The sequence below is a fragment of the Cupriavidus sp. GW822-FHT03E04 genome, assembly GCF_058801495.1.
On sequence record NZ_JBXANI010000002.1, the window covers coordinates 221,402 to 244,822 of the forward strand.

The 23,421-nt window shown below is 66.2% G+C and carries 23 protein-coding genes; 16 read left to right on the forward strand and 7 right to left on the reverse strand.

What is annotated here, in order from left to right; translation table 11 throughout:
* Positions 1-5: 5 nt before the first annotated feature.
* Positions 6-788 (reverse strand): GntR family transcriptional regulator, encoded by a 783-nt coding sequence (locus AC1RQC_RS03060; protein ID WP_492882433.1) that lies wholly within the window; start codon positions 786-788, stop codon positions 6-8.
* Between the two features lie 114 nt (positions 789-902).
* Between AC1RQC_RS03060 and AC1RQC_RS03065 the strand changes: the two genes are divergently transcribed.
* From AC1RQC_RS03065 to AC1RQC_RS03080, 4 genes are all read left to right on the forward strand, one after another.
* On the forward strand, positions 903-1,685 hold the full coding sequence (locus tag AC1RQC_RS03065; RefSeq protein ID WP_492882434.1) for an SDR family oxidoreductase: 783 nt from the start codon (positions 903-905) through the stop codon (positions 1,683-1,685).
* Positions 1,686-1,722: 37 nt separating this feature from the next.
* Entirely contained in the window at positions 1,723-2,655 is a 933-nt protein-coding gene (kce, locus tag AC1RQC_RS03070) for a 3,5-dioxohexanoate:acetyl-CoA acetone transferase (protein ID WP_492882435.1), read from the forward strand.
* A gap of 101 nt (positions 2,656-2,756) precedes the next feature.
* Entirely contained in the window at positions 2,757-4,076 is a 1,320-nt protein-coding gene (locus AC1RQC_RS03075; protein WP_492882436.1) for an MFS transporter, read from the forward strand.
* 344 nt (positions 4,077-4,420) lie between these two features.
* Positions 4,421-5,788 carry an MFS transporter gene (locus tag AC1RQC_RS03080; RefSeq protein WP_492882437.1) on the forward strand — a complete coding sequence of 456 codons (1,368 nt, stop codon included), beginning with the start codon at positions 4,421-4,423 and terminating at the stop codon, positions 5,786-5,788.
* A gap of 317 nt (positions 5,789-6,105) precedes the next feature.
* On the opposite strand, the gene AC1RQC_RS03085 is transcribed toward AC1RQC_RS03080, so the two are convergent.
* Complete coding sequence (locus tag AC1RQC_RS03085; protein WP_416050120.1) at positions 6,106-6,657, reverse strand: glutathione peroxidase; 552 nt, start codon at positions 6,655-6,657, stop codon at positions 6,106-6,108.
* A 245-nt stretch (positions 6,658-6,902) separates the two neighbouring features.
* Between AC1RQC_RS03085 and AC1RQC_RS03090 the strand changes: the two genes are divergently transcribed.
* The 5 genes from AC1RQC_RS03090 (at position 6,903) to AC1RQC_RS03110 (ending at position 11,710) form a co-directional block, all read left to right on the forward strand.
* Entirely contained in the window at positions 6,903-7,172 is a 270-nt protein-coding gene (locus AC1RQC_RS03090) for a MoaD/ThiS family protein (protein WP_043342689.1), read from the forward strand.
* A gap of 43 nt (positions 7,173-7,215) precedes the next feature.
* On the forward strand, positions 7,216-8,370 hold the full coding sequence (locus tag AC1RQC_RS03095) for a WD40/YVTN/BNR-like repeat-containing protein (RefSeq protein WP_492375488.1): 1,155 nt from the start codon (positions 7,216-7,218) through the stop codon (positions 8,368-8,370).
* A 53-nt stretch (positions 8,371-8,423) separates the two neighbouring features.
* On the forward strand, positions 8,424-9,296 hold the full coding sequence (locus AC1RQC_RS03100; protein ID WP_492375487.1) for a DUF72 domain-containing protein: 873 nt from the start codon (positions 8,424-8,426) through the stop codon (positions 9,294-9,296).
* Positions 9,297-9,375: 79 nt separating this feature from the next.
* Positions 9,376-10,797, forward strand: coding sequence for an ATP-dependent RNA helicase DbpA (gene dbpA, locus AC1RQC_RS03105; protein ID WP_492882438.1), 1,422 nt, complete (start codon positions 9,376-9,378; stop codon positions 10,795-10,797).
* A 64-nt stretch (positions 10,798-10,861) separates the two neighbouring features.
* Entirely contained in the window at positions 10,862-11,710 is an 849-nt protein-coding gene (locus AC1RQC_RS03110) for a PA4780 family RIO1-like protein kinase (protein WP_492375485.1), read from the forward strand.
* Positions 11,711-11,734: 24 nt separating this feature from the next.
* On the opposite strand, the gene AC1RQC_RS03115 is transcribed toward AC1RQC_RS03110, so the two are convergent.
* Together AC1RQC_RS03115 and AC1RQC_RS03120 are read right to left on the reverse strand one after the other, a co-directional pair.
* Complete coding sequence (locus AC1RQC_RS03115; RefSeq protein WP_492882439.1) at positions 11,735-12,301, reverse strand: acyloxyacyl hydrolase; 567 nt, start codon at positions 12,299-12,301, stop codon at positions 11,735-11,737.
* 175 nt (positions 12,302-12,476) lie between these two features.
* On the reverse strand, positions 12,477-13,640 hold the full coding sequence (locus AC1RQC_RS03120) for a DUF2855 family protein (protein ID WP_492809302.1): 1,164 nt from the start codon (positions 13,638-13,640) through the stop codon (positions 12,477-12,479).
* A 62-nt stretch (positions 13,641-13,702) separates the two neighbouring features.
* On the opposite strand from AC1RQC_RS03120, the gene AC1RQC_RS03125 reads away from it, so the two are divergent.
* Positions 13,703-14,422 carry a TetR/AcrR family transcriptional regulator gene (locus tag AC1RQC_RS03125; protein WP_492882440.1) on the forward strand — a complete coding sequence of 240 codons (720 nt, stop codon included), beginning with the start codon at positions 13,703-13,705 and terminating at the stop codon, positions 14,420-14,422.
* Here the strand turns inward: AC1RQC_RS03125 and AC1RQC_RS03130 are convergent.
* Entirely contained in the window at positions 14,397-15,044 is a 648-nt protein-coding gene (locus AC1RQC_RS03130) for a CDGSH iron-sulfur domain-containing protein (protein ID WP_492882441.1), read from the reverse strand. The genes AC1RQC_RS03125 and AC1RQC_RS03130 overlap by 26 nt on opposite strands.
* Positions 15,045-15,300: 256 nt before the next feature.
* On the opposite strand from AC1RQC_RS03130, the gene AC1RQC_RS03135 reads away from it, so the two are divergent.
* The 4 genes from AC1RQC_RS03135 to AC1RQC_RS03150 all read left to right on the forward strand — a co-directional run bounded on the left by AC1RQC_RS03135 (position 15,301) and on the right by AC1RQC_RS03150 (position 19,722).
* On the forward strand, positions 15,301-15,750 hold the full coding sequence (locus AC1RQC_RS03135) for a CBS domain-containing protein (protein ID WP_492375480.1): 450 nt from the start codon (positions 15,301-15,303) through the stop codon (positions 15,748-15,750).
* 713 nt (positions 15,751-16,463) lie between these two features.
* A complete protein-coding gene (locus AC1RQC_RS03140) occupies positions 16,464-17,954 on the forward strand; it encodes an MDR family MFS transporter (protein ID WP_492882442.1) in 1,491 nt (496 codons plus the stop codon).
* Positions 17,955-18,029: 75 nt separating this feature from the next.
* Positions 18,030-18,668: a glutathione peroxidase gene (locus AC1RQC_RS03145; RefSeq protein WP_441639140.1), complete on the forward strand. Its 639-nt coding sequence runs from the start codon at positions 18,030-18,032 to the stop codon at positions 18,666-18,668.
* 262 nt (positions 18,669-18,930) lie between these two features.
* Positions 18,931-19,722 carry an oxygen-binding di-iron domain-containing protein gene (locus tag AC1RQC_RS03150; RefSeq protein WP_492375477.1) on the forward strand — a complete coding sequence of 264 codons (792 nt, stop codon included), beginning with the start codon at positions 18,931-18,933 and terminating at the stop codon, positions 19,720-19,722.
* Between the two features lie 21 nt (positions 19,723-19,743).
* On the opposite strand, the gene gstA is transcribed toward AC1RQC_RS03150, so the two are convergent.
* On the reverse strand, positions 19,744-20,370 hold the full coding sequence (gene gstA, locus AC1RQC_RS03155) for a glutathione transferase GstA (RefSeq protein ID WP_492809305.1): 627 nt from the start codon (positions 20,368-20,370) through the stop codon (positions 19,744-19,746).
* Between the two features lie 135 nt (positions 20,371-20,505).
* On the opposite strand from gstA, the gene AC1RQC_RS03160 reads away from it, so the two are divergent.
* On the forward strand, positions 20,506-21,417 hold the full coding sequence (locus AC1RQC_RS03160) for a LysR family transcriptional regulator (RefSeq protein WP_492375475.1): 912 nt from the start codon (positions 20,506-20,508) through the stop codon (positions 21,415-21,417).
* A gap of 18 nt (positions 21,418-21,435) precedes the next feature.
* On the opposite strand, the gene AC1RQC_RS03165 is transcribed toward AC1RQC_RS03160, so the two are convergent.
* On the reverse strand, positions 21,436-22,329 hold the full coding sequence (locus tag AC1RQC_RS03165; protein ID WP_492375474.1) for a LysR family transcriptional regulator: 894 nt from the start codon (positions 22,327-22,329) through the stop codon (positions 21,436-21,438).
* A gap of 93 nt (positions 22,330-22,422) precedes the next feature.
* Between AC1RQC_RS03165 and AC1RQC_RS03170 the strand changes: the two genes are divergently transcribed.
* A complete protein-coding gene (locus tag AC1RQC_RS03170) occupies positions 22,423-23,418 on the forward strand; it encodes an NmrA family NAD(P)-binding protein (protein ID WP_492882443.1) in 996 nt (331 codons plus the stop codon).
* The last annotated feature ends 3 nt before the right edge of the window (positions 23,419-23,421 follow it).

A 23,421-nucleotide genomic window follows, 5' to 3' on the forward strand; every position in this document is an offset into this window, starting at 1 on the left:
CCTGCTCAGACCGTTCTACGCCCGCCGCTTGCGGCCGCGCGCCGCGCGGTCTTCGAGGCCGGCTTGGCCGCGTCGGGCACCGGCTCATCAAACGCATCGGCCGCCAGCAGCACGCCCGCTGAGACGATGTACTCCGCCGCGCTTTCGATATCTCCCTGCAGCGCGGCCCGTGCCGCAACGCCATCCCTGCGCTTGAGCGCGGCAACCAGCCGCGCGTGGTGATTCACCGCTACCTGCTCGCCCACGCGGCGGGAGCCGGAGCGCAGATCGTGATTCAGGATCGGGCCAATACGCAGCCACAGCGCTTCAATCATCTGCAGCAGGATCGGCATGCCGGCGCCCTTGTAGACGGCGAAATGCAGTTCCTTGTTGACCGAGATCAGCTTTGAGCTGTCCGGCCTGGACCGGGCCATCTCTTCCGCGAAGCGGTCATGGAGGGCGGTGACCTGCACGATCGCGGCGTCGCTCAGGTGCTCGGCCGCCTGCTCTGTCGCCAGTCCTTCCAGATTGACCCGGATACTTGTGATCTCCCGGAACTGGCTCACGCTCATGATCGGCACGCGCAACGCGCGGTTAGGCGTCAGTTCCAGTGCCTGCTCCGCCACCAGGCGATGCACCGCTTCGCGCACCGGCATCACGCTCACACCCAGCGCAGCGGCGGTGCTGCGCAGCGAGATTTGTTCTCCGGGCATCATGTGGCCGCTGATCAACAATTCTCGCAATTGCGCGTAGACGTCTCCACTCAACGTCTGGCGCTTCAAAGGGGTCACAAGTTCGGGTAGGGACATGCGGAAATCATAGCACTTCATAGCACATAGGGTATTCCCGATTTGAGATCTGTGATCACAGATATAACATGGCGGCCATGGAGGTACATTGCCTCATGCATGGAGCTGACGAATATGTGGAATGACAACTCTCTCGCGGGCAAGCGAGTCCTGGTGACCGCTGGCGCCGACGGCATCGGGCTGGAAATCACGCGGGCCTTCGCGCAGGCGGGTGCCAGCGTGCTCGTTTGCGATGTTCAGGACGCCAGCCTGGAGCGCCTCGCGGCCGCGCTGCCGACGGTGCATGGATGCCGGGCTGATGTGTCGAGCGAGGTCGATGTGGCCGCCATGTTCGAGACCGTCGATCGCACGCTCGGCGGCCTCGACATCCTCGTGAACAACGCCGGCGTGGCGGGCCCCACCGGCGGCGTCGAGACCCTGACCCTGGTCGATTGGGAGCGCACGCTCGCGGTCAATCTCACCGGGCAGTTCCTGTGCACGCGCCTGGCCGTGCCGCGCCTGCGCCAGGGAAAGAGCCCCGCCATCGTCAACCTGTCATCGGCTGCCGGCCATCTCGGCATGCCAGGGCGTTCGGTCTACTCGGCGTCCAAATGGGCGGTCATCGGATTCACCAAATCGCTGGCACTGGAACTCGGCGCCGACGGCATCCGCGTGAATGCCATCCTGCCCGGCGCGGTCGATGGCCCGCGCATCCGCGCGGTCATCGCGGCAAAAGCCGAGGCGCTGGGCAAGCCCCTGGAAGACGTCACGCGCGCCTACACGTCGCAAGCCGCGCTCGGGCGCATGGTGAAAGCGCGCGACATCGCCAACATGGTGCTGTTCGCGACCAGCGACCTGGCCAGCAACGTCACCGGCCAGGAGTTGGTGGTCGATGGCCTGACGCAAGCGCTGAGCTGACCTTACCTACACCAACCGATTTCACACGGAGCCCGCCATGGCAGCCCGATCCAAAGCCATCATCACCTGCGCCCCCACCGGCGCGATCCACACCCCCAGCATGTCGCCGTACCTGCCGGTGACCGCCGACGAGATCGCCACCGCCGCCATCGATGCGGCCAAGGCCGGCGCGGCCATCCTGCACCTGCACGCGCGTGATCCGAAGGACGGCCGGCCGTCGCAGGACCCGGCGCTGTTCCGGCCGTTCCTGTCGAAGATCAAGTCGGCCACGAATGCCGTGATCAACATCACCACCGGCGGCAGTCCCCACATGACCGTGGAGGAGCGCATGCTCCCCGCCACGACGTTCAAGCCGGAACTGGCCTCGCTGAACATGGGCTCGATGAACTTCGGCCTGTTCCCGATGCTGGATCGTTTCAAGGAGTTCGCGCACGAGTGGGAGCGCGAGCATCTGGAGAACAGCCGCAACCTGATCTTCAAGAATACCTTCAGCGATATCGAGAACATCCTGAAGATCGGCAACGCCAACGGCACGCGCTTCGAGTTCGAGTGCTACGACATCAGCCACCTGAACAACCTGAAGCATTTCCTGGACCGCGGCCTGGTCAAGGCGCCGGTGTTCGTGCAGTCGGTCTTCGGCATCCTGGGCGGCATCGGTGGCGATCCGGAAGACCTGATGCATATGCATCGAACCGCGAACCGGCTGTTCGGCGACCAGTACCGCTGGTCGATCCTCGGCGCCGGCCGCGGCCAGATCCCGCTGGCCACCATCGGCGCGGCGATGGGCGCCAACGTGCGCGTCGGCCTGGAGGATTCGCTGTGGATCGGCCCGGGCCGGCTGGCGGCATCGAGCGCCGAGCAAGTGCTGCGTATCCGCAGCGTGCTTGAGGCGTTGAACATCGATGTCGCGACACCCGACGAGGCTCGCGAGATCCTCGGTCTGAAGGGCGCGGCGAACGTGGCCTTTTAAGGCCCGCGCCGCGAGCGCTGGCACGCAAGACAACATGCGGACGCCGGAGGCCTTGATGCCTCCGGAACATAAACAGATACCGCCGACAGGAGATCCAGGCCATGTCCACCACTTATGTGCAAACCGCACGAGAAGCGCCGCTTGCCGATCAGCGCTCCTTGAACGCGCTGTTGTTCAGGAAGCTGATGCCGCTCCTGGTGATGGCCTACGTGATCAGCTTTCTCGATCGCACCAATATCGCGCTGGCAAAGAGCCATATCGCGGTCGACCTGGGCATCTCCGCGGCGGCCTATGGGCTGGGTGCGGGCCTGTTCTTTCTCAGCTACGCGCTGCTGGAGGTCCCCAGCAACCTGATCATGCACAAGGTGGGGGCGCGCTTCTGGATCACGCGCATCATGATCACCTGGGGCCTGCTGTCCGCGGGCATGGCCTTTGTCAGCGGCGAGACTTCGTTCTATGTCATGCGCCTATTGCTGGGCGCGGCGGAAGCGGGACTGTTCCCCGGTGTGATGCTTTACCTGACCTACTGGTTCGGCCGCAAGGAGCGGGCGCGCGCGACGGGATATTTCCTGCTGGGCGTGTGTATTGCCAACATCCTTAGCGGGCCGCTCGGTGGCGCGCTGCTGCAAATGGACGGCGTGCTGGGATGGCGAGGCTGGCAATGGATGTTCGTGCTGGAAGGCCTGCCGGCGGTGGCGTTTGCCTTCGTCGTGTGGAAGAAGCTGCCGGACGGCCCCGGGAGCGCGACCTGGCTGTCCCCCGATGAAGCCCGCGAGGTTGAACGCCGCCTTGCGGCGGAGCAAGCCGAGGAGGCATCCGCCGGGCATGTCGGGCATTCGTTCCGGGGCTGCCTTGCCGATCGCCAGATCTGGCTCGCGATCTTCGTGTACTTCTGCCACCAGATCAGCATCTACACCGTGATTTTCTTCCTGCCGGGCATCATCGGCACCTATGGCAAGCTGTCGCCGCTGCAAATCGGCCTGCTCAACTCCCTGCCATGGATCGCGGCGGCCATCGGCGCCGCGGCGCTCCCGCGCTTCGCCAGCAACCCGCAGCGTTGCCGCCGCATGCTGATTGCGGGGCTTGCCGTGATGTCGGCCGGCCTGCTGCTCGCGGCCTATGCCGGCCCGGTGGTCGCCATGGTGGGCTTCAGCCTGACGGCATCGATGTTCTTCGTGGTCCAGTCGGTCATTTTCCTTTTTCCGTCGTCGCGTCTTGCGGGCATGGCGCTGGCGGGCGGGCTGGCACTGGTCAACACCTGCGGGCTGGTTGGTGGATTTATCGGCCCGTCGGTCATGGGCGTGATTGAGCAGACCACCGGCAGTACGAGGAATGGCCTGCTGATCATTGCGGGGATGCTGGTCCTTGCCGCGCTTGCAAGTACTCGGCTGCGCCAAGGGCAGGAAGGGAAATCCGCTTGACCGGCGGCAAGCGATGCTGCCACGGGCCATGCCTCGGCGCACATCGCTGCCCGCTTGCCACAACAGCGGCCGATGGCGCATGTCAGCGCTGCGGCCGGCCTTGGTGACGATCAGCGAGTCGTCCCAATATCGCCGCCCCGCTATAACCTTCCCGCATATCCGCCACCCGATTTTTCATTATTCCGGCATGTCTCGCCTCCCTACACTGGTCTCCGGCAAACACTGACCCGGCACCCCGCCGGCGTCCAGAAGTAAAACAGGAGACGGCGCTAGCCGGCCGGTGCATTCGTGCGACGCAATCGTATGGATACGCCGAGCCTGCCCCGCCGCGAGGAGCGCATGCCATGTCCGATACATCCGCGCTGGATGTCGAACGCTATATCGACGAAGCCGGTTTTACCCCGTTCCACTGGTTGCTGCTTTTACTGTGCTTCCTGGTGATTCTTCTCGATGGCTACGACATGGCGGCGATTGCTTATGTGGCGCCGTCTCTGCTCGAAGAATGGGGGCTGCAAAAGGCGCAGCTGGGCCCGGCTATGAGCGCGGCGCTATTCGGGCTGGCTTTCGGCGCGTTGTTGGCGGGACCGCTTGCCGACCGGATCGGGCGCAAGCCGGCGGTGGTGGTGTCGGTGCTGTTTTTCGGCGCGGGCAGCCTGGCGACGGCGTGGGCTTTTTCCATTGGCTCGCTGACGGCGCTGCGTTTCGCCACCGGGCTGGGCCTGGGCGCGGCGATGTCGAACGCGATTACCTTGCTCGCCGAATATTGTCCCAGCCATCGCCGCACCATGGCGGTGAGCGCGATGCTGTGCGGCTTTCCGCTCGGTGCCGGGGCGGGCGGGTTTTGCGCGGGCTACCTGATTCCCGAGTTCGGCTGGCGCTCGGTGTTGCTGGCGGGTGGCGTGGCGCCCCTGCTGCTGTGCGTGCTGCTGGCGTGGCTGATGCCGGAATCGGTGCGCTACATGGTGCTCAAGGGGCACGCCAGCGAGCGCGTGCGCGCGGTGCTGGCGCGCGTCCGGCGTGAGCCGCTGGCGCACGTGCAGCGTTTTGTGATTGGCGAGAAGGCCGCTGGCGGGCGCTCCGCCGTGATGGCGATTGTCACCCGCCCTTACCGGCTCGGCACGCTGCTGCTGTGGTTCTGCTGCTTCATGAGCATGCTGGTGTTCTACATGATCGTGAACTGGATGCCCTTGCTGCTGAAGGAGGCGGGCTTGCCGGTGCGGCAGTTCGCGCAGATCAGCGCGCTGTTTCCGCTTGGCGGCGGCGTGGGCTCCATCCTGATCGGCTGGCTGATGGACCGGCGCGAACCCAACAAGGTGCTGGCACTGGTCTACCTGGCCGCCGGCCTGTTGGCGTATGCCGTGAGCCATGCGGTGGGCAATGTCGGCCAGACCATGTTGCTGGGCAGCCTGGTGTTCATGATGGGCTTTATGTCGGGCGGTGGGCAGTCGGCGTTGTCTTCGCTGGCGGCGGGCTTCTATCCCACGCATTGCCGCGCGACCGGCGTTGGCGGCATGCTCGGCATCGGCCGCTTCGGGGCGATTTCCGGCGTGCTGGCGGGAGCGGAGTTGCTGCGCCAGCAGTGGAACGGGGCCAGCATCTTCAGCCTGTTGCTGGTGCCGGCATGGCTGGTGTGCGCGGCCTTGCTGCTCAAGTACTACAGCAGCGTGAAGCGCAGGCCGGATGATGGCCTGCTGACGCCGCAGGCGCGTTGAGCCTGGTTGCCGGCGTGAAGCGATGGGGCGGGAGGTGATGGTGTCGGATTTTGATCTCTGGCTCGATGACTTGCCGACCCGCAACCGTCTTTGCAACGCGCGCGCGTCGGTGGCGGATTTCGATGCCTGCATGCGTGAATACGCGGCGCTGTCCGCGCAGGCCAAGGCGTGCTGCCAGCCTGCTCTTTCGGGAGGTGCTGGCGCGGATATCGGATATCGGATATCTTGAGGGTGGCTGCAGGCGCAGCCCCCAAAAAAAAGCGGGCGGTCCTGACAATCAGGATCGCCCGCTTGTTGTCACGCCAAAACTTAGCCGGTCAGCGGCCCTGGCCCAGCGCCGCATCGATTGCCTCCAGCAGGCGCGGATCGTTCGCGGCGACGTCCGGTGCGAAGCGCGCTACCACCTTGCCTTCCCGGTCGATCAGGAATTTCTCGAAGTTCCACAGCACATCGGTGGCGTTCTCCGGGTTCACGCCGTAGCCCTTCAGGCGTTCACGGAAAGGGCCGTCGCCGATGGCGGCCGGCTGGGCTTGCGTCAGTGCCGCGTACAGCGGATGCTGGTCCGGCCCGAGCACCGAGACCTTCGAGAACATCGGGAAGTGCACGTCGTAGGTCAGCTTGCAGAATTCCTGGATCTGCGCCTCGTCGCCCGGCTCCTGGCCTTTGAAGTTGTTGGCCGGGAATCCCAGCACCTCCAGGCCCTCGGCGCGCTTGGCCTGGTACAGCGCTTCGAGCCCTTCGTACTGGGGCGTCAGGCCGCACTTCGATGCCACGTTCACAACCAGCAGCACACGAGCGCGAAAATCCGCGAGCCGGCTGTCGGTGCCGTCGATGCGTTTCAGGGGAATGTCGTACAAGGTGCTTGCCATCTTTCGTCCTTACGTGAGTGGTATGGATGCCATGGAGCCGACAGTATGCAGGCCTTGGAGGTTTCTTGCCGGTGGGCGTCCCGGCTTCCCGCGCATGCTGCGTTGCAGCGTCAAAGCGCCACGGCTGCGCCACAGCCCTGATTGTTGCCACTGCGCGCAACCGCACACCCATTCCCCCGCAGTATTTCCTAAACTGCAAGACACTCGCCATCACGGCCAGCGGTCCCCGCGCTGGCCCTTACGCCATGCCGCGCCTTGTCTTTGCCTCTGCGATCCAGCGCCATATCCCGAGCCCGGAGCGGGAAGTGCCCGCGGCTACCGTCTGCGCCGCGCTGGAGATGGCGTTTCGGGAGCAGCCGGAGCTGCGCGGCTATATCCTCGATGACCAGGGCCAGTTGCGCCGGCACCTGGCGGTGTTTGTGGATGGCTCGGCCATTCGCGACCGCCGGCGCATGAGCGATCGCGTGGGCGCCAGCAGCCAGATCTTTGTGGTGCAGGCGCTGTCAGGCGGTTGACGGCTTGCCGCTGAAGGCTCGGCGCTCAAGCGTGGAGGTCAGCATGAACGATCAACTTCTCATTGGCACGCGCAAGGGCTTGTTGATGCTGCGGCGCGACAGCGCGCTCACCTGGCTGCAGGAGTCGGTGCATTTCCTGGGCGAGCCAGTGAGCATGGTGCTGGGCGATCCGCGTGACGGTGCCTTGTATGCGGCACTCAACCTTGGGCATTTTGGCGTGAAGCTATGGCGGCGCAGGGCGCGCGGCGTGGCGTGGGAGGCTTGCGCGGTGCCGGTTTATCCGCCCCAGCCGGAGCCGGATCCGCCCCGGGACGCGGCCGTGCCGGGCGTACCCATCCCTGCGCAAACCGGCGAACCCGCGATCGCCGCGCCGGCGGTGCCGTGGTCCTTGCAGCAGATCTGGTCGATGGAAACCGGCGGGACCGACGAGCCCGGCGTGCTGTGGGCCGGCACCTTGCCGGGTGGCTTGTTCCGCTCGGGCGACGGCGGCGCCAGCTGGGCGCTGAACCGGCCGCTGTGGGACCGCCCCGAGCGCAGCGAGTGGTTCGGCGGCGGCTACGATGTGCCGGGCATCCACTCCATTTGCGTGGATCCGCACGATAGCCGCCACGTCACCGTGGCCGTGTCGTGCGGCGGTGTGTGGCAGACGCGGGACGGTGGCAGGAACTGGGCCTGCACGGCGAGCGGCATGGTGGCCGACTACATGCCACCGGAGCGGCGCGAGGATGGCAATATCCAGGATCCGCACCGGCTGGCGCAATGTGCCGGCCATCCGCATGCAATGTGGGTGCAGCACCATGGCGGGATCTTTCGCTCCGGCGATGCGGGCATGCACTGGCAGCGCTTGCACGCCAAGCCGTCGAGCTTTGGCTTTGCCGTGGCGGCGCATCCGCGCCGGCCCAATACCGCGTGGTTCGTGCCGGCAGTCAAGGATGAATGCCGCGTGCCGGTGGACGGCAAGCTGGTGGTCACCCGCACGCGTGACGGCGGGGTGAGTTTTGAGGCATTCTCCGAGGGGCTGCCCGCGGCGCCGTCGTATGACCTGATCTACCGGCACGGGCTGGCAGTGGATCATACCGGCGAGCGGCTTGCCATGGGCTCCACCACCGGCAGCCTGTGGATATCGGAGAGCGGCGGGGAGCGCTGGAAGCTGTTCTCGGCACATCTGCCGCCGATTTACTGCGTGCGCTTTGTTTGAGTTGTCCGCGCGCGCTCAGGGCCCATCGATTCACCTGGACAGGAAGCGAACGCATGGCTGAAGCAAGCGCTAGGAGCACAACCAAATCCCACGAAGCGCCCATCGCCCGCGTCGGCATCGGCGGATGGAACTTCGCCCCCTGGCGCGACAACTTCTATCCCGCCAGACTGACGCAAAGCCGGGAGCTGGAATACGCCAGCCGCCAGCTCACCGCCATCGAGATCAACAGCACTTACCACGGCACCCAGAAGCGCACTTCGTTTGCCAAATGGCGCGACGAGACGCCGGATGGCTTTGTGTTCTCCGTCAAGGCATCGCGTTTTGCCACCAACCGCCGCGTGCTGGCGGAGTCCGGCGAGTCCATCGCGCGCTTTCTCGACAGCGGCATCGCCGAGCTGGGCGACAAGCTCGGCCCCATCGTCTGGCAGTTCGCGCCCACCAAGCCGTTCGACCCGGAAGATTTCGAGGCCTTCCTGGCGCTGCTGCCGGCATCGGTCGAAGGACGCAAGCTGCGTCATGTGCTCGACGTGAGGCACGAGAGCTTCATGACGCCAGCCTATCTCAAGCTCGCGCGCAAGTACAAGGCGGCCACCGTCTTCACGGACTCGGACAAGTTTCCGTCCTTCGCGGATCTCACCGCGGATTTTGTCTATGCGCGGCTGATGCGCAGCGCACAGACGCTGAGGAGTGGCTACGCGCCCAAGGCGCTGGATGCGTGGGGCGAGCGAGTGCAGGCCTGGGCGGCGGGCGGGAGGCCGGAGGATCTGCCGCAAGTGGATGCCAGCGCACCTGCAAGGCGCAAGCGCGAAGTCTTCGTGTTCTTTATCAGCGGCGCCAAGGAGCGCGCGCCGGCAGCGGCGCAGGCGCTGCTGGCGCGGCTGGGATGGCAGGCGCCGCCCTGGGAAGCCGGCGCCAGGGGTAAATAGACGCAGGGAGGCGACGGGAGGCGACGGGAGGCGACAAATTGACGACAGAAGCGCGGTAGCCAGCCCGGTATAATCCGGCATGACCTCAAGCCCTACCCAATCCGCAGCGCCCGCCGCTGCCGGCGCCTCTTTCTCCAAACTGCCCCTTTCGCCCGCCACGCTGGCGACGCTGGAGCAGCTCGGCTACCAGACCATGACACCGATCCAGGCGGCCAGCCTGCCGATCGCGCTGGCCGGCCAGGACCTGATCGCGCAGGCCAAGACCGGCAGCGGCAAGACCGCCGCCTTCGCGCTGGCGCTGCTGAGCCGGCTCGATGCGCGCCGCTTCGACGTGCAGGCGCTGGTGCTGTGCCCCACGCGTGAACTGGCCGATCAGGTCACGCAGGAAATCCGCCGCCTGGCGCGCGCGGAAGAAAACATCAAGATCCTGACGCTGTGCGGTGGCTCGCCGATGCGCCCCCAGGCCGACAGCCTGGCGCATGGCGCACATATCGCCGTGGGCACGCCCGGCCGCATCATGGATCACCTGGAGCGCGGCACGCTGAACCTGGATGCGCTCAACACGCTGGTGCTGGACGAAGCCGACCGCATGCTCGACATGGGCTTCTTCGACGACATCGCCTATGTGGCAAGCCACTGCCCCAAGGAGCGCCAGACGCTGCTGTTCTCGGCCACCTATCCCGAAGGCATCGCCAAGCTCAGCCAGCAGTTCCTGCGCAAGCCGCGCGAGGTCAAGCTGGAAGAGCAGCACGATGACAGCAAGATCCGCCAGCGCTTCTACGAGGTGGCCGACAGCGATCGCCTGAACGCCGTGGGCCTGCTGCTCAACCATTTCCGCCCGGTCAGCACGCTGGCCTTCTGCAATACCAAGGCCCGCTGCCGCGACCTGGTCGACCTGCTGCGCGCGCAAGGCTTCGAAGCCCTGGCGCTGCACGGCGAGCTGGACCAGCGCGAGCGCGACCAGGTGCTGGTGCAGTTCGCCAACCGCAGCTGCTCGGTGCTGGTCGCCACCGACGTGGCCGCGCGCGGGCTGGACATTGCCCAGCTCGAAGCGGTGATCAATGTCGACGTCACGCCCGACCCCGAGGTCTACGTCCACCGCATCGGCCGCACCGGCCGCGCGGACCAGGATGGCTGGGCGCTTAGCCTGGCGAGCATGAACGAGATGGGCCGCGTGGGCAATATCGAGCAGGCCATGGGCGCCGAGATGGAGTGGCAGCCCCTGTCCGACCTGACTCCCGCCAGCAATGAGCGCCTGCTGCCCCCCATGGTCACGCTGCAGATCCTTGGCGGGCGCAAGGAAAAGATGCGCCCCGGCGACATCCTCGGCGCGCTCACCGGCGACGCAGGCTACGCCAAGCACCAGATCGGCAAGATCAACGTGATGGACATGTCCACCTACGTGGCGGTCGAGCGTTCGATCGGGCGCGAGGCGATGCGCAAGCTGAATGACGGGACAGTGAAGGGCAAGCGCGTGAAAGTGCGCATGCTGACGGAATAACGGTGGCCGCGACGCTGCTGTCCCCGCGCATGGCGGGCTCGCCGTGCCCACTTGGTGCTGCCCGATGAAAACGCCGAAGCGGCTCCAGCCGCTGGTCGAAGACGGCCTGGTCGACGAGGTGTTGCGCCAGTTGATGAGCGGCAAGGAAGCCACCGTCTATGTCGTGCGCAGCGGTGGCGAGATCCGCTGCGCCAAGGTCTACAAGGATGCCGCGCAACGCAGCTTCCGCCAGGCCTCGACCTACCAGGAGGGGCGCAAGGTCAAGAACAGCCGGCAGGCGCGCGCCATGGAAAAAGGCACGCGCTACGGGCGCAAGGTGGCAGAAGAAGCCTGGCACAACGCGGAGGTGGATGCGCTATACCGCCTTGCCGCCGCCGGCGTGCGCGTGCCCACGCCGCACCTGTGCTTCGAGGGCGTGCTGCTGATGGAGCTGGTGGTGGATGCCGAGGGCAATGCCGCGCCGCGCCTGAATGACGTGGCGCTGAGCCCGGAGCAGGCGGTGGCATTCCACGACGCGCTGATCGAGCAGGTGATCCTGATGCTGTGCGCCGGCGTGGTGCACGGCGACCTGTCCGAATTCAACATCCTGGTGGACGCCGACGGCCCGGTCATCATCGACCTGCCGCAGGCGGTGGATGCCGCCGGCAACAGCGAAGCCAGCGCCATGCTGGAGCGCGATGTGGATAACCTCGCGTTTTACTTCGGCCAGTTTGCGCCGGCGCTCAATGGTACGCAGTACGGCAAGGAAATCTGGGCGCTTTACCAGGCCGGCTTGCTGCATCCTGGCGTGAAGCTGACCGGCCAGGTTGCCGTGGACGACACCCCGGTGGACGTGGACGCCGTGCTGGCGGAAGTGGAAGACGTGATCCTGGAAGAAGAGGCGCGCCAGCGCTACCTGCAAAGCGCGGAGTAAGGCGGCAGCGCGGCCGCGCTGCGCTCAGAACTGCGCCGAGTACTGTACGAGCAGGAAGTTGATGCCGGGGTTGGGCCGCTTGATCCTGCCGTTGGAGTAGTGCTGCAGGCGCAGCGCGACTTCGGAGTGCACGGCATCGTCAAAGTGGTAGCCGATGGCGATGCGGTCGCCGAACTGGAACGCCGTGGAGAACACGGTCGTATCCGAGATGCGGGTGCGCGAGAGCAGGTGGGCGCCGATGGCGAGATCCACGAAGGCTGTCGCGTTGCCCCCACCCTGCAAGCGAAAGACGGGCGTCAGGCCGATGTCGCCCATTGCGCCGCTGCTGCCGCCATGCGGATCCCAGGCGCCCGCGGAAATCTCCAGCCCCAGGCGCAGCCTGACCGATCGCGTGGCACTGTCCCACAGGTCCTGCCTCAGGTCCCAGCGCAACTCGAGGCGGCCAAGGTTGGCTTCGGGCGCAATGCCAAGCGAGACGCCGACGCGAGCGGGCTCGAACCAGCCAGCGTTGGCGATGGGCGGCGGGTTTGCCTGGGCGTAGGTACAGGCGCCGTGCAGTGCGAGTACGCCGGCAAACGAAGAGACGCGCATCGAGAGATCCTCGCAACGGACTGCAGGGCTCTCGTCCAACGCGTGGCTGCCCGGCTCTTCGTTTGATCATACACACTGGCAGTCAGGCTCGCCGGGCTTTCGTCTGCGAGGAGCCCGGCGCGGCCACTCGCGTGCAAGCCCCGTCCGCGCACTGGCAACAACAGGCATGCGGCGCTCAACCGAGCCGCACCACGTACCCCGCCTTCGGCTCGCTTCCACCTGCCACCAGGCTCGCGATTCTCTCCTGCGCGGCGCCGAAGCCCCGCGCTTCGATCAGCGTCAGCCAGCCGTTCGCCGGCTCTTTCACATAATCGATAAACGCGCGCTGCGCTGCGTTGAAGCGCCGGTTCACGCCTTCGGGCCCCCAGTCGGCATTGCGCTTGCGGATCTGCACCGGTGCGAAATAGAACTCGGGCTTGGGCCCGGGCAGGCCGGTATCGCGCAAAAAGCCCGTGTTCTGCGCCGAGCCGGCAAAGCAGTCGTACACCAGCGCGTCGCCAAAGTGATGGTGCACGCGTGCGCGCAGCGCTTCGTCGCCGGAGAAGTCCACGTAGAGCGTGGGCACGTCGGTGCTAAGCGTTTCCAGTCCGTCGTAGCTGACCACTTCCTCGTAGCAGCCAAGGCCTTCGACAAAGGCGCGGTTGCGCTCCGAGGTAATGGCGGCCAGCGAGATGCCGGGGATGTCGCGCAGGCAGAAGGCGGTGCCATAGGCGGTCTTGCTGGAGGCGCTGGACACTACCAGCCGGGTCGTGCCGAAGAAGCGGTTGTCTTCGAGGAAGTCGGCCAGCATGAACGACGTGATGAACAGTGGCCGGTACAGGATCTGGTAGTTCTCCAGCTCGGGTGCGTAGGCGGCGTCGTTGGTCACGCGGGTGTACTGGTTGTACGCGGAGGTCAGGGACCGGCGGTGCTCGATGGCATCGTAGAAGCCGCGCTCGGTCACGCGTTCGGGCTGCATGCGGATATGGCTGGCGATGGGGAAGTAGCCGTAGAAGCGCTCGCCCGCCGCCACGCCGGGCACCTTGGAGTCCACCACATCGGCAAAGCCCCACACCGGCATATGGCCCCATTCTTGTTGCCCGGTGGGAAAGAACTGCCAGTAATTCATGGCGTCGCCGAAGGCGGCGTAGGTGATGTTGTTGGTGGTGAGTGCGAAGCGGTCGATCTTCAGCAGGACTTCGCCGGGGGCGGCGTCGGTGCGTTCCTGGCGCGCTTCCAGCCGGCTTTCATTTAGGGCATGCTTGCGTGTCAGCAGTCGGGTGACCGTGAGCGATTGTTCGGCGCTGTCGTTGTGACTGCCTTGGTGGCTGCCATGGTCGCTGTGCTTCGTCTGATCCATCGTCTGATCCATCGTCTGTCCCATTTTCTGTCCCTTTCTCACCGTCGAGGTCGATGCCACCAATGTATCGCCGCAAGCAGGCCGCCGGGTTCGGAAACGCGGGTGCCGCGGCCGAGCCGGCGCAAGCGCCTGCCAGGCCGCTGAAACGCCCGTCGCAGCAGCGCGCGCGCTTTACCGTGGATGCCATTTACGAGGCGTTTGTTCGGATATGGCGGGCGCGTGGCTGGGACGGCGTGACCACGCGCGCCGTGGCGCTGGAGGCCGGATGCTCCGTAGGCACCCTGTACGAGTACTTCCCTAACAAGGAGGCGCTGCTCTCCGGCTATGTGCGGCACACCATCGAGCTGCTGCTGGCGCGCATCGAGGCCGAAGTGGCGGCCGCACCCGGGCTGGACTGGCGCACGCGCGTCCAGCGCCTGGCACGGCTGACCTGCGGCGCCGACGATGCCTCGCTGGAGGGCTTCGAACACGAGATGCTCATGCTGGAAGCGCGCATCGCCGAGACCAAGCATCACCGCCGTGTGTTCGATGAGTTGTACGCGGCCTGGCAGCGCGCGCTGGCGGCATGCCCGGATTTGCCGGGCGCGCCGGACCCCGCCACGGTGCGAAGCCTGCTGGAGGCGGTCTGGGGCGCGCGCCGCTATCGGCTGCTGCTGCAGGCTGCCGAGTCCTCGCGGGCGGCATGGGTGGCGCAGATGGAGCGGCTTTGCCTGCTGGCGCTGGGGGCCGCGCCGTCGTCTTCGGATCCTATGGATTTTATGGATCCTGCGCGTCGCTCCTGAACCCTACCTTCTTGTGCGAGCCGTCGCAGAACGGCTTGTTGCCCGACTGGCCGCAGCGGCAAAACCAGGCCTCGGTCATGCGGGTGATGGTTCTGCCGGTGCCGCTGATGACTTCAAGATTGCCTTTGACGCGCAGCGGTCCGTTGGGGATGGGATGGATATCGAGGGGCCCATCGCGCTGCGCCAGCGGCTCCGATGCCACGGTGGCGGCCTCGCCGGTGGCGACGAAACCCGCGCTGGCGTGGCTGCCGTCGCACAGGGGCTTGTTGCGCGAAGCGCCGCAGCGGCACAACGTCAGGCGAAAGCCGGCGGGCTGGCCATCGATGGTGATGGCGGCGCGCAGCGCCAGCGGGCCGTTCTCGAGCACGCGCACCACATTGACCAGCGGCGCCGCCTCGCCGGGGGAATCGTCGACGTTCTGGTAGCTGATGGCGCCCGATGGGCAGTTGTGCGCAATCTCCGCGATTTCTTCGGCGCTGGCGTTGTCGGGGTGGATCCACTCGCCCTGCACGCCGGGCACGAACACGTCCGGGCGGTCCAGCACGCAGTGGCGCGAATGGATGCAGCGGCTGTCGTCGAAGAGCACGATGACGCGCTTGCCGGCAACGGACTCGGTGGCCATGGCTGGCCCTCCTGCGCATTGCGCGCCAGGTGGCGCGCTCCCTTTCCTTTATAGCGCTTGCCGGCGGGTTTGCGCAGTGCTTTTCAGCGGCTTGGTTTTTTTGCAAAGATTCGTGTGCGTCACCCTGTAAGGCGTGCGCGCGTGGTGCTAATCTGAAGGCGATAGGCAGCGGCGCGGTGCGCAGGTGCCCTGCCAGGCGCTCCCGCCTTTGCGCGGGTCGTGTTGCAATCCGTTGGGATCGAACAAGGAGTGGGTGATGAAAACTGCACGACAGGTTCTTGAGTCCAAACCGACTCAGGCTATCTACAGCATTCCCCCTGGCGCCACGGTTTATGCTGCGCTGCAACTGATGGCGGAAAAAGGCATTGGCGCGTTATTGGTGATCGAACGCGGCGATATCGTTGGTATTTTGAGCGAGCGGGATTATGCGCGGAAGGTGATCCTGATGCAGCGGACTTCCCGGGAGACCTTTGTTCGCGACATCATGACGTCGGCGGTGATTTATGTGCGCGGGGATCAGAGTACCGATGAGTGCATGGCGTTGATGACGCAGCATCGGTTGAGGCACTTGCCGGTGATGGACGGCGATGCCCTGGTGGGCATGTTGTCGATCGGGGACCTGGTCAAGGATATTATTTCCGAGCAGAAATTTATCATCGATCAACTGGAGCACTACATTAGCGGGACGCCCCATCCCAAGCTCTGATCTCATTGCCCCGGTGATTCCTGGTAAATGGAAGCTGATTTACCGCAGGTTCAAGGGCTTAAGGTCACAAGCTTAAAGTCAAAGGCAGTTTCATGACCCCTGCGGGGCGCCGGCCTGTTTTCCTGTCTCCCAAAAGGGCAGGCCAGGAAGGCGCCCCATACGGTCTTGGCACATCTTCACGTCTCGCTTCGCTGCGTGTGACGGGTGGCTTGTTGGGGGCCAGCCCAATCTGGCCCCGCTGTATTGGGTACGCTCCCGTCCCTGCCGGCAACAAAAAAACCACAAAATTCCGTATTTTGCTTCGTGTCGGCTTGCCGGCAGATGGCCGCTCGTACTGAACAGAAGTACGCACGTTCAGGCAAAAGGCGCGTTTGCGCCGCATCAGAAACCAACTTAGTGCCGCACTCCATATTTGGTATCCGCATATAATTATGCATTCACTGAATTAGGCCCGCCCGGGCCGTGCAGGCGGCATCTGCCAGCTCGTGGCAGTTCTCGATTCGCGCAGCGCTGGGTACGCGTCCAATCGGTTGATTTCAATTTTGTGGCCATGTTCCCCGATATAGGCTGACAAACGAGGTGGTTTGTTGGCGGTTGGGCGCAACGTTGGTTGCTTATGACTACGCGCCCTGCTGCCTCCGATGTCTTCCTCCACTTCTGCTTCATCTGCTTCTTCTGCGGTTGCTACCCCTGCCCTGAGCCACCAGGCCATCATGCGCGTGATCGGCGGGATCATCCTTTGCATCTTGCTGTCCGCGCTGGACCAGACCGTGGTGATTCCGGCGGTGCCGGCGATTGCCAATGACCTGAACGGGTTTGGCCATTTGTCGTGGATCGTGACGGCCTACCTGATCACTTCCACCGTTTCCACGCCCTTGTACGGCAAGTTGTCGGATACCTATGGCCGGCGCCGGCTGCTGATGCTGGCGATCGCGCTGTTCATCCTGGCCTCGGTGGCGTGCGCGATGGCGGCTACGCTGGAGCAACTGATCCTGTTCCGCGCGCTGCAAGGCATTGGCGGTGGCGGCTTGATGTCGCTGGCGCAGGCGGCGATTGCGGATGTGGTGGCGCCGCGCCAGCGTGGGCGTTACCAGGGTTACCTGGCGACCGTGTGGGCGGTGGCTTCCATTGCCGGCCCGCTGGTGGGGGGCTGGACTTCAGATCATCTGTCGTGGCGCTGGCTGTTCTGGATCAATGTGCCGCTGGGGCTGCTGGCCATGTTCATGTGCTATCGGGGCTTGAGCCAGTTGCAGGTGCGTGGCGGCTCGGCGCGGGTGGACTGGGGCGGCGCGCTGCTGCTGACGGTTTCCATTGTGGCCTTCCTGCTGGCGATGAGCTGGGGGGGCGATGTCTACGAATGGATCTCGCCGGAGATCGCTGGCCTGGCGCTGCTGGCCTTGGTGGCGGTGACCGCGCTGGTCTGGCAGGAGCGCCGCGCGGGCGACCCGATGCTGCCGCCGCGGCTGTTCCGCAACCGCGCTTATGTGCTGGGCGTGGCGGCGTCCGCGATGGCTGCGCTGAATATCTTCTTGTGCATCTTCGCGCTGCCGCTGCATTTCCAGCTGGTGCGCGGCGCCGATGCGTCGGAGTCCGGCTTGCTGGTGGTGCCGTTCCTGCTTTCCACCGTGGCGGGCAATTTCATCGTGGCCGGGCTGGCGCCGCGCCTGGGGCGGATGCGCGGCATCCTGACCGGCGGATTCATTGCCGCGGCGCTGGGCTTGCTGGCGCTCGTGGCGGTTTCGCCGTCCACGCCGCTGGCGCTGGTGTTGCTGGCCATGATGGTGGCCGGCGTGGGGCTGGGCATGACCATGGTCGGCACCTTGATGACGGTGCAGAACGTGCTGGAGCGCCGCGATACCGGCGCCGGCACCGGCGCGCTGCTGGTGCTGCGCTCGCTTGGCAGCGCCTTTGGCGGCGCGCTGGCCGGCACCTTGCTGACGCTGGAATTCCGCCATGCCCTGCACGCTTCCGGCGTGACGCAGGCGCTGGACCTGGGCGCGCTGCGCCACGGCAGCGAGGCGCTGGCCCATCTCTCTCCCGCAGTGCGGGACGTGCTGACGGGCGGCGTGGAGTCGGGCTTCCGGTTGATTTTTGCCGTGGGCACCGTGGCCGCCCTGCTGGCGCTGGTGATCGTGCGCCGCATGCCGGACGTGGAGTTGCGCAGCAGCGTGACCGAGCACGCGGCCACGCTGGCCATGGAGTAAGCGGGAGGAGGCTTGCGCATCCATTTCACGCCCAACGGCGTAAACTACGGACAGACCATCTCCGGAGTTTCCTACATGCGCAGCCTTCCCGAACAGCGCTCACGCGCCCTGCAACGCATCGCCTTGTCCGGCGCGTTGGTCCTGGCCGCTGCCGCCGCTGTTGTCGCCGCGCCGCGTCTTGCGCAAGCCGCCGATACCCCGGCAGCCACCGCCGCCAAGCCGGCTGGCGCCTGCCCGGCCTCGCTCAACTTCAAGTTCCCCCGCCTGCAGGACGAAGCGCCGCAAAACCTCTGCCAGTACGCCGGCAAGGTCGTGGTGGTGGTCAATACCGCCAGCTATTGCGGCTTTACCCCGCAATACGAAGGGCTAGAGGCGCTGTACGCCAAGTACCGCGAACGCGGGCTGGTGGTGCTGGGCTTCCCGTCGAACGACTTTTCGCAGGAGCCGGGCTCCTCCAAGGAGATCGCCGACTTTTGCTACAACACCTATGGCGTGAAATTCCCGATGCTGGGCAAGTCGCACGTGCGCGGCAGCGATGCCAATCCCATGTACGCGCTGCTGGCCAAGCAGTCCGGCACCACGCCCAAGTGGAATTTCTACAAGTACGTGATCGACCGCAACGGCCAGGTGGTAGGCAGCTATAACAGCATGACCAAGCCCGACGACAAGCAGTTCGTGAGCAAGATCGAGCAATTGCTGGACGGCGCGCGCTAAGCCACCAGGCTACTAAGCTGCCATCGGCACCGCACGGCTTCGCAGCCGTGAAGCCGTGCGCCACCAGGTTGAGCGCGGTAAAGCCGATCCCGGCCAGGCACACCGCCTGCCAGCCGCCAAGCGCCCAGGTGGCGCCGCGCACCCTGCCCTTCAACGTGGCCGCGCCCATGGCATCGGCGCACGATTCGCTGGCTTCTTGACCAGCGTCAAGCCGCCGGGGCGCCGCCATCGCTACTTTCGCCGCTTTGGGGAGAGACAGACGATGGCCATCACGCTATACGATGCCGGCGGGCACACCTGCCTGCTGTTTTCGGACCTGGTCGAGGAGGAGCACGGCGAGGTGGTGCAGACCAACCAGTTCCTGATCGTCGACGCCGGCCACGGCGCGCTGATCGATCCTGGCGGGCACATGACCTACGGCGAGCTGTACCTCGCCATCAGCCGCTACTTTCCGCCCAAGCAGCTCGACTACGTGCTGGCGTCGCACGCCGATCCGGATATCGTGGCCTCGGTCGGGCGCTGGCTGACCGCCTCCGATAGCCGCATCCTGATCTCGCGCGTCTGGGCGCGGTTCTTGCCGCATTTCTGCCAGGCGGGCAAGACGCAAGGGCGCATCGTCACCATCCCCGATGCCGGCATGCCGATCGCGCTGGGCAACTGCACGTTGCTGGCGGTGCCGGCGCATTTCCTGCACTCGGAGGGCAACTTCCAGTTCTACGATCCCATCAGCAAGATCCTGTTCTCCGGCGACCTGGGCGCGGCCATGACCAGCGCGCGGGAAGCCGGCGCGGTGGTGAGCGATTTTGCCGCGCACACCCGCGCCATGCTGCCCTTCCACCAGCGCTACATGAGCGGCAACCGCGCCTGCCGGCTGTGGGCCAACATGGCGCGCGGGCTGGATATCGAGTGGATCGTGCCGCAGCACGGCCCGTCGTTTCGCGGCAAGGTGATGGTGGCGCAGTTCATCGACTGGGTCTCCACGCTGGAGTGCGGGCTGGACCTGCTTAGCCAGGACAACTACAGGCTGCCGCCCGTCACCACAACGGCAGCCTGACGCCCGGCACCGGTTGCACGATCAATCGCGCGCCAGCCCCTCGGCCACCAGCGCCTCGTGCACCTTCGGCCGCGCGGCCACGCGCGACAGGTAGGCCTGCAGCGCGGGGTAAGGGTTGAGCGGCATCTGCAGCATATTGGCCCAGTTGGCGACGGCGAAGCAGTAGGCGTCGGCCACGGTGAACTGCGTGCCGCACAAGTAGTCGCGCGTGGCCAGGTGCCGGTCCAGCTCGGCGAAGCGCAGGGCCACCTTGGCCAGGCAATCCTCGCGTGTGCTCTGCGCGGTTTCCTTGTGCCACAGCCACGGGCTGAAGACCTTGTGCAGCTCGGTGGAGACCAGCGTCAGCCAGCCCACCGCTTCCAGGCGCGCCTGGGTGCCGGCCGCCGGCAGCAGCGCCTTGCCCGGGGCGAGGTCCGCCACGTATTGCAGCAGCGATGCGGCTTCGGTGTGGCGCGAGCCATCGTCCAGTTGCAGCATCGGCACGTAGCCGCGCGGGCTCACCGCGTAGAAGTCGTCGCTGCCGTTTTCCGGCTCGCTCAGCTTGTGCCGGGCCAGGTCGACCTTGGCGAGCGAAAACGGCAGGCCGGCTTCGCGCAGTGCGATATGCACGGCCAGGGAGCAAGCGCCAGGGGAGTAGTAGAGCTTCATCGGGTAGTCCTCGCTGTTTTGGGTTCGGTTTTTCAGGGTTTGCCGCCACGCCTTGTGGTGGCAGTGCAGGCAGTCTAGGATTGCGAAAGCGCAATCACAATGCGCACTGACGCAAGCTATGGCTGCAAATCTGCAATGAACATACCCTACCAACTCTCTTCCCCCGATCTCGACGTGGTGCTGGCATTGGTGCGTTGCGCCACGCTGGCCGAAGCCGGGCGCCGGCTCGGGCTTGATGCCTCCACCGTGTTCCGCGCGCTGCAGCGCATCGAGAAAGGGCTGGGGCGGCGCCTGTTCGAGCGCAGCCGCGCGGGCTACCTGCCGACCGAACTTGCCCAGCAGTTCGCACAGCATGCCGAACGCATCGAGGCCGAGCTGGAGGCGGCGCGCGCGCATGCCTCGGTGTCGGCCGGCACGGTGTCGGGCCTGGTGCGCATCACCACCACCGATACCGTGCTGCATGGCATGGTGCTGCCGGCACTGGCGCCGCTCGGGCGCAAGCATCCCGGGCTGAGCTTCGAGCTGATCGCCACCAATGAGCTGGTCAGCCTGACCCGGCGCGACGCCGACATCGCCGTGCGCGCCACGCGCCATCCACCCGATCACCTGATCGGCAAGTGCCTCGGCCCCTTGCGCGTGGCGGTGTTCGCGGCGCGGGAGTTGGTGGAGGCGGCCGGCATCGCGATCCCCGGGCACGGCGGCGCCGTCGACCTTGCCGCGCTGGCCACACTGCCGTGGATCGCGCCGGACGAGGCCATGCCCGATCACCCGTCGGTGCGCTGGCGCCGCAAGCACCTGCCGCGCGTGGTGCCGCAGTACCGCGTCAACAGCATCGCCGGCGTGCTGGAAGGCGTCGAGGCAGGGCTCGGCGCCGGCATTGTTTCGCTGATGATCGGGCGGCGCAGCGGCAAGCTGGTGGCGCTCACCGGCACGCTGGACGAGTGCGACACCGACCTGTGGCTGCTGACACATCCGGAGTCCCGGCATCTGCGGCGTATCGCCACCGTGGTCAGCCACCTGGCGGAGCATGTCAGGCTGGACGCGTAGGGCGTTGAGAACGTGCGCTCACGGCGCCGCCAGCGCGGCGGGAATGGCGCTGGCCAGAAAATCGTAGACCGCGCGGATACGCGCGCTGCCGCGGATTTCCCGGTGCACGGTGAGCCAGACCGGCAGTGGTGGAATGGACAGCGCGGGCAGCACCGTGCGCACGCGCGCATCGCCGGCGGCGATATAGCGCGCCGCAAAGCCCACGCCCAGGCCGGCGCGGATCGACTGCCACAGCACGATATCGTCATCGCTGCGCACCGCGAACGCCTCGCGCGTGATCTCCACGCCCATGGCGCGAAAGCCGCGCAGGATCGTGTCGTCGCCGTCATAGCCGATCAGGTCGAAGCGCGGCAGGTCCTGCGCCGTGCGCGGCACGCCCTTGCGCCGCAGGTAGTCCTCGTGGGCGCAGGCACATAGCGCCACGGACGCCACCTTGCGCGCGATCAACGATGCCTGCACCGGCCGCACCATGCGGATGGCGATATCGGCCTCGCGCCGCAGCAGGTTGCTGACGGCGTTGGACGACACCACTTCGATGGCGAGTTGCGGCTCGCGCAGGCGCAGGTCTGCCAGCAGCGGCGGCAGCAGGTAGCTGGCCACCGCGCGGCTCGCGGAGATGCGCACCGTCCCCGCAATGCCCGCCTGGTCGCGCGCGAGCGTGCGCGCGACCGCGTCCGCGCCCTGCTGCATCACCCGCGCATGCCCGGCGATGGCGCGCGCAGCCTCTGTCGGCTGCAGGCCGTGGCCGGTGCGCTCGAACAGCGGCACGCCGAGCTGCGCCTCCAGTTGCGCCACGTGGCGCCCCAGCGTGGGCTGGCTGCTGGAAAGCTGGCGCGCCGCGCCCAGCAGGCTGCCGGCCTCCATCACGGCCAGGAAGGAGCGCATCAGCGTCCAGTCGAATGCTTCGGCCATTTTCTCCATCGCTCCTTGCCTGGCGTTATATTCAAAAATGAATTCGCGTGTTGCATATTCATGCAATTGTGGCGTAGCGAAGGATTGCCCACAATGGTCTTCAGGCGATACCGCAAGGAGAACGTGATGCAGGAGAACATGATGCGCGACACCGTATTGATACTTGGCGCCAACGGCCGTCTAGGCCGCACCCTGGTGGATGCCTTCGCGGCGGCCGGCTGGACGGTGCTGGCGCAGGCACGCCGTCCGCTGGCGGGCACGGCAGCGCACAACGTGCGCAGCCTGGCTATCGATGTGGCCGACACCGCGCAACTGCTCGCCGCCGCGCGCGGCGCCAGCGTGGTGGTGAACGCGCTCAACCCGGTCTATACCGAATGGGAGCAGCACGCCGAAGCACTGGCGCGCAGCGGCATGGAGGTGGCGCAGGCGCTGGACGCCTTGCTGCTCTATCCCGGCAACGTCTACAACTTCGGCGAGTCGATGCCGCCGCTGCTGCGCCCCGATACCGCCGAGCGGCCCAGCGCGCGCAAGGGCGAGATCCGCCACGCCATCGAGGCCGGCCTGCGCGAGCGTGCGCCCGAGCTGCGCAGCGTGATCCTGCGCGCGGGCGATTTCTTCGGCGGCCCGGGGCGCGGCGCATGGATGGACCTGGCGATCGCCAAGTCGCTCGATCAAGGCAAGGTGGTCTATCCCGGCCCGCGCGACCGCGCGCATGCCTGGGCCTACCTGCCCGACCTGGCGCAGGCCTTCGTTGCGGTGGCAGGCCGTCACGCCGATCTGCGCGGCCATGCCGTGCTGCATTTCGCGGGGCATACGCTAACGGGCGATGAACTGGTGAGCGCGCTGGCCGAAGCCAGCGGCATGGCGCACGCACCGCGCGTGGGCGGCATGCCATGGTGGCTGATCCGCGCAGGCGGCGCGGTGGTGCCCATGTGGCGCGAGCTGGCCGAGATGGCTTACTTGTGGAAGGTGCCACATGCGCTCGATGGCACGGCGCTGGAAGCCCTGGTGGGCGAGCTGCCGCGCACGCCGCTCAAGCAAGCGCTGCGCGCAAGCCTGGGCGAACTGGGTTTGCGAGTGGCCGCCTGAGTG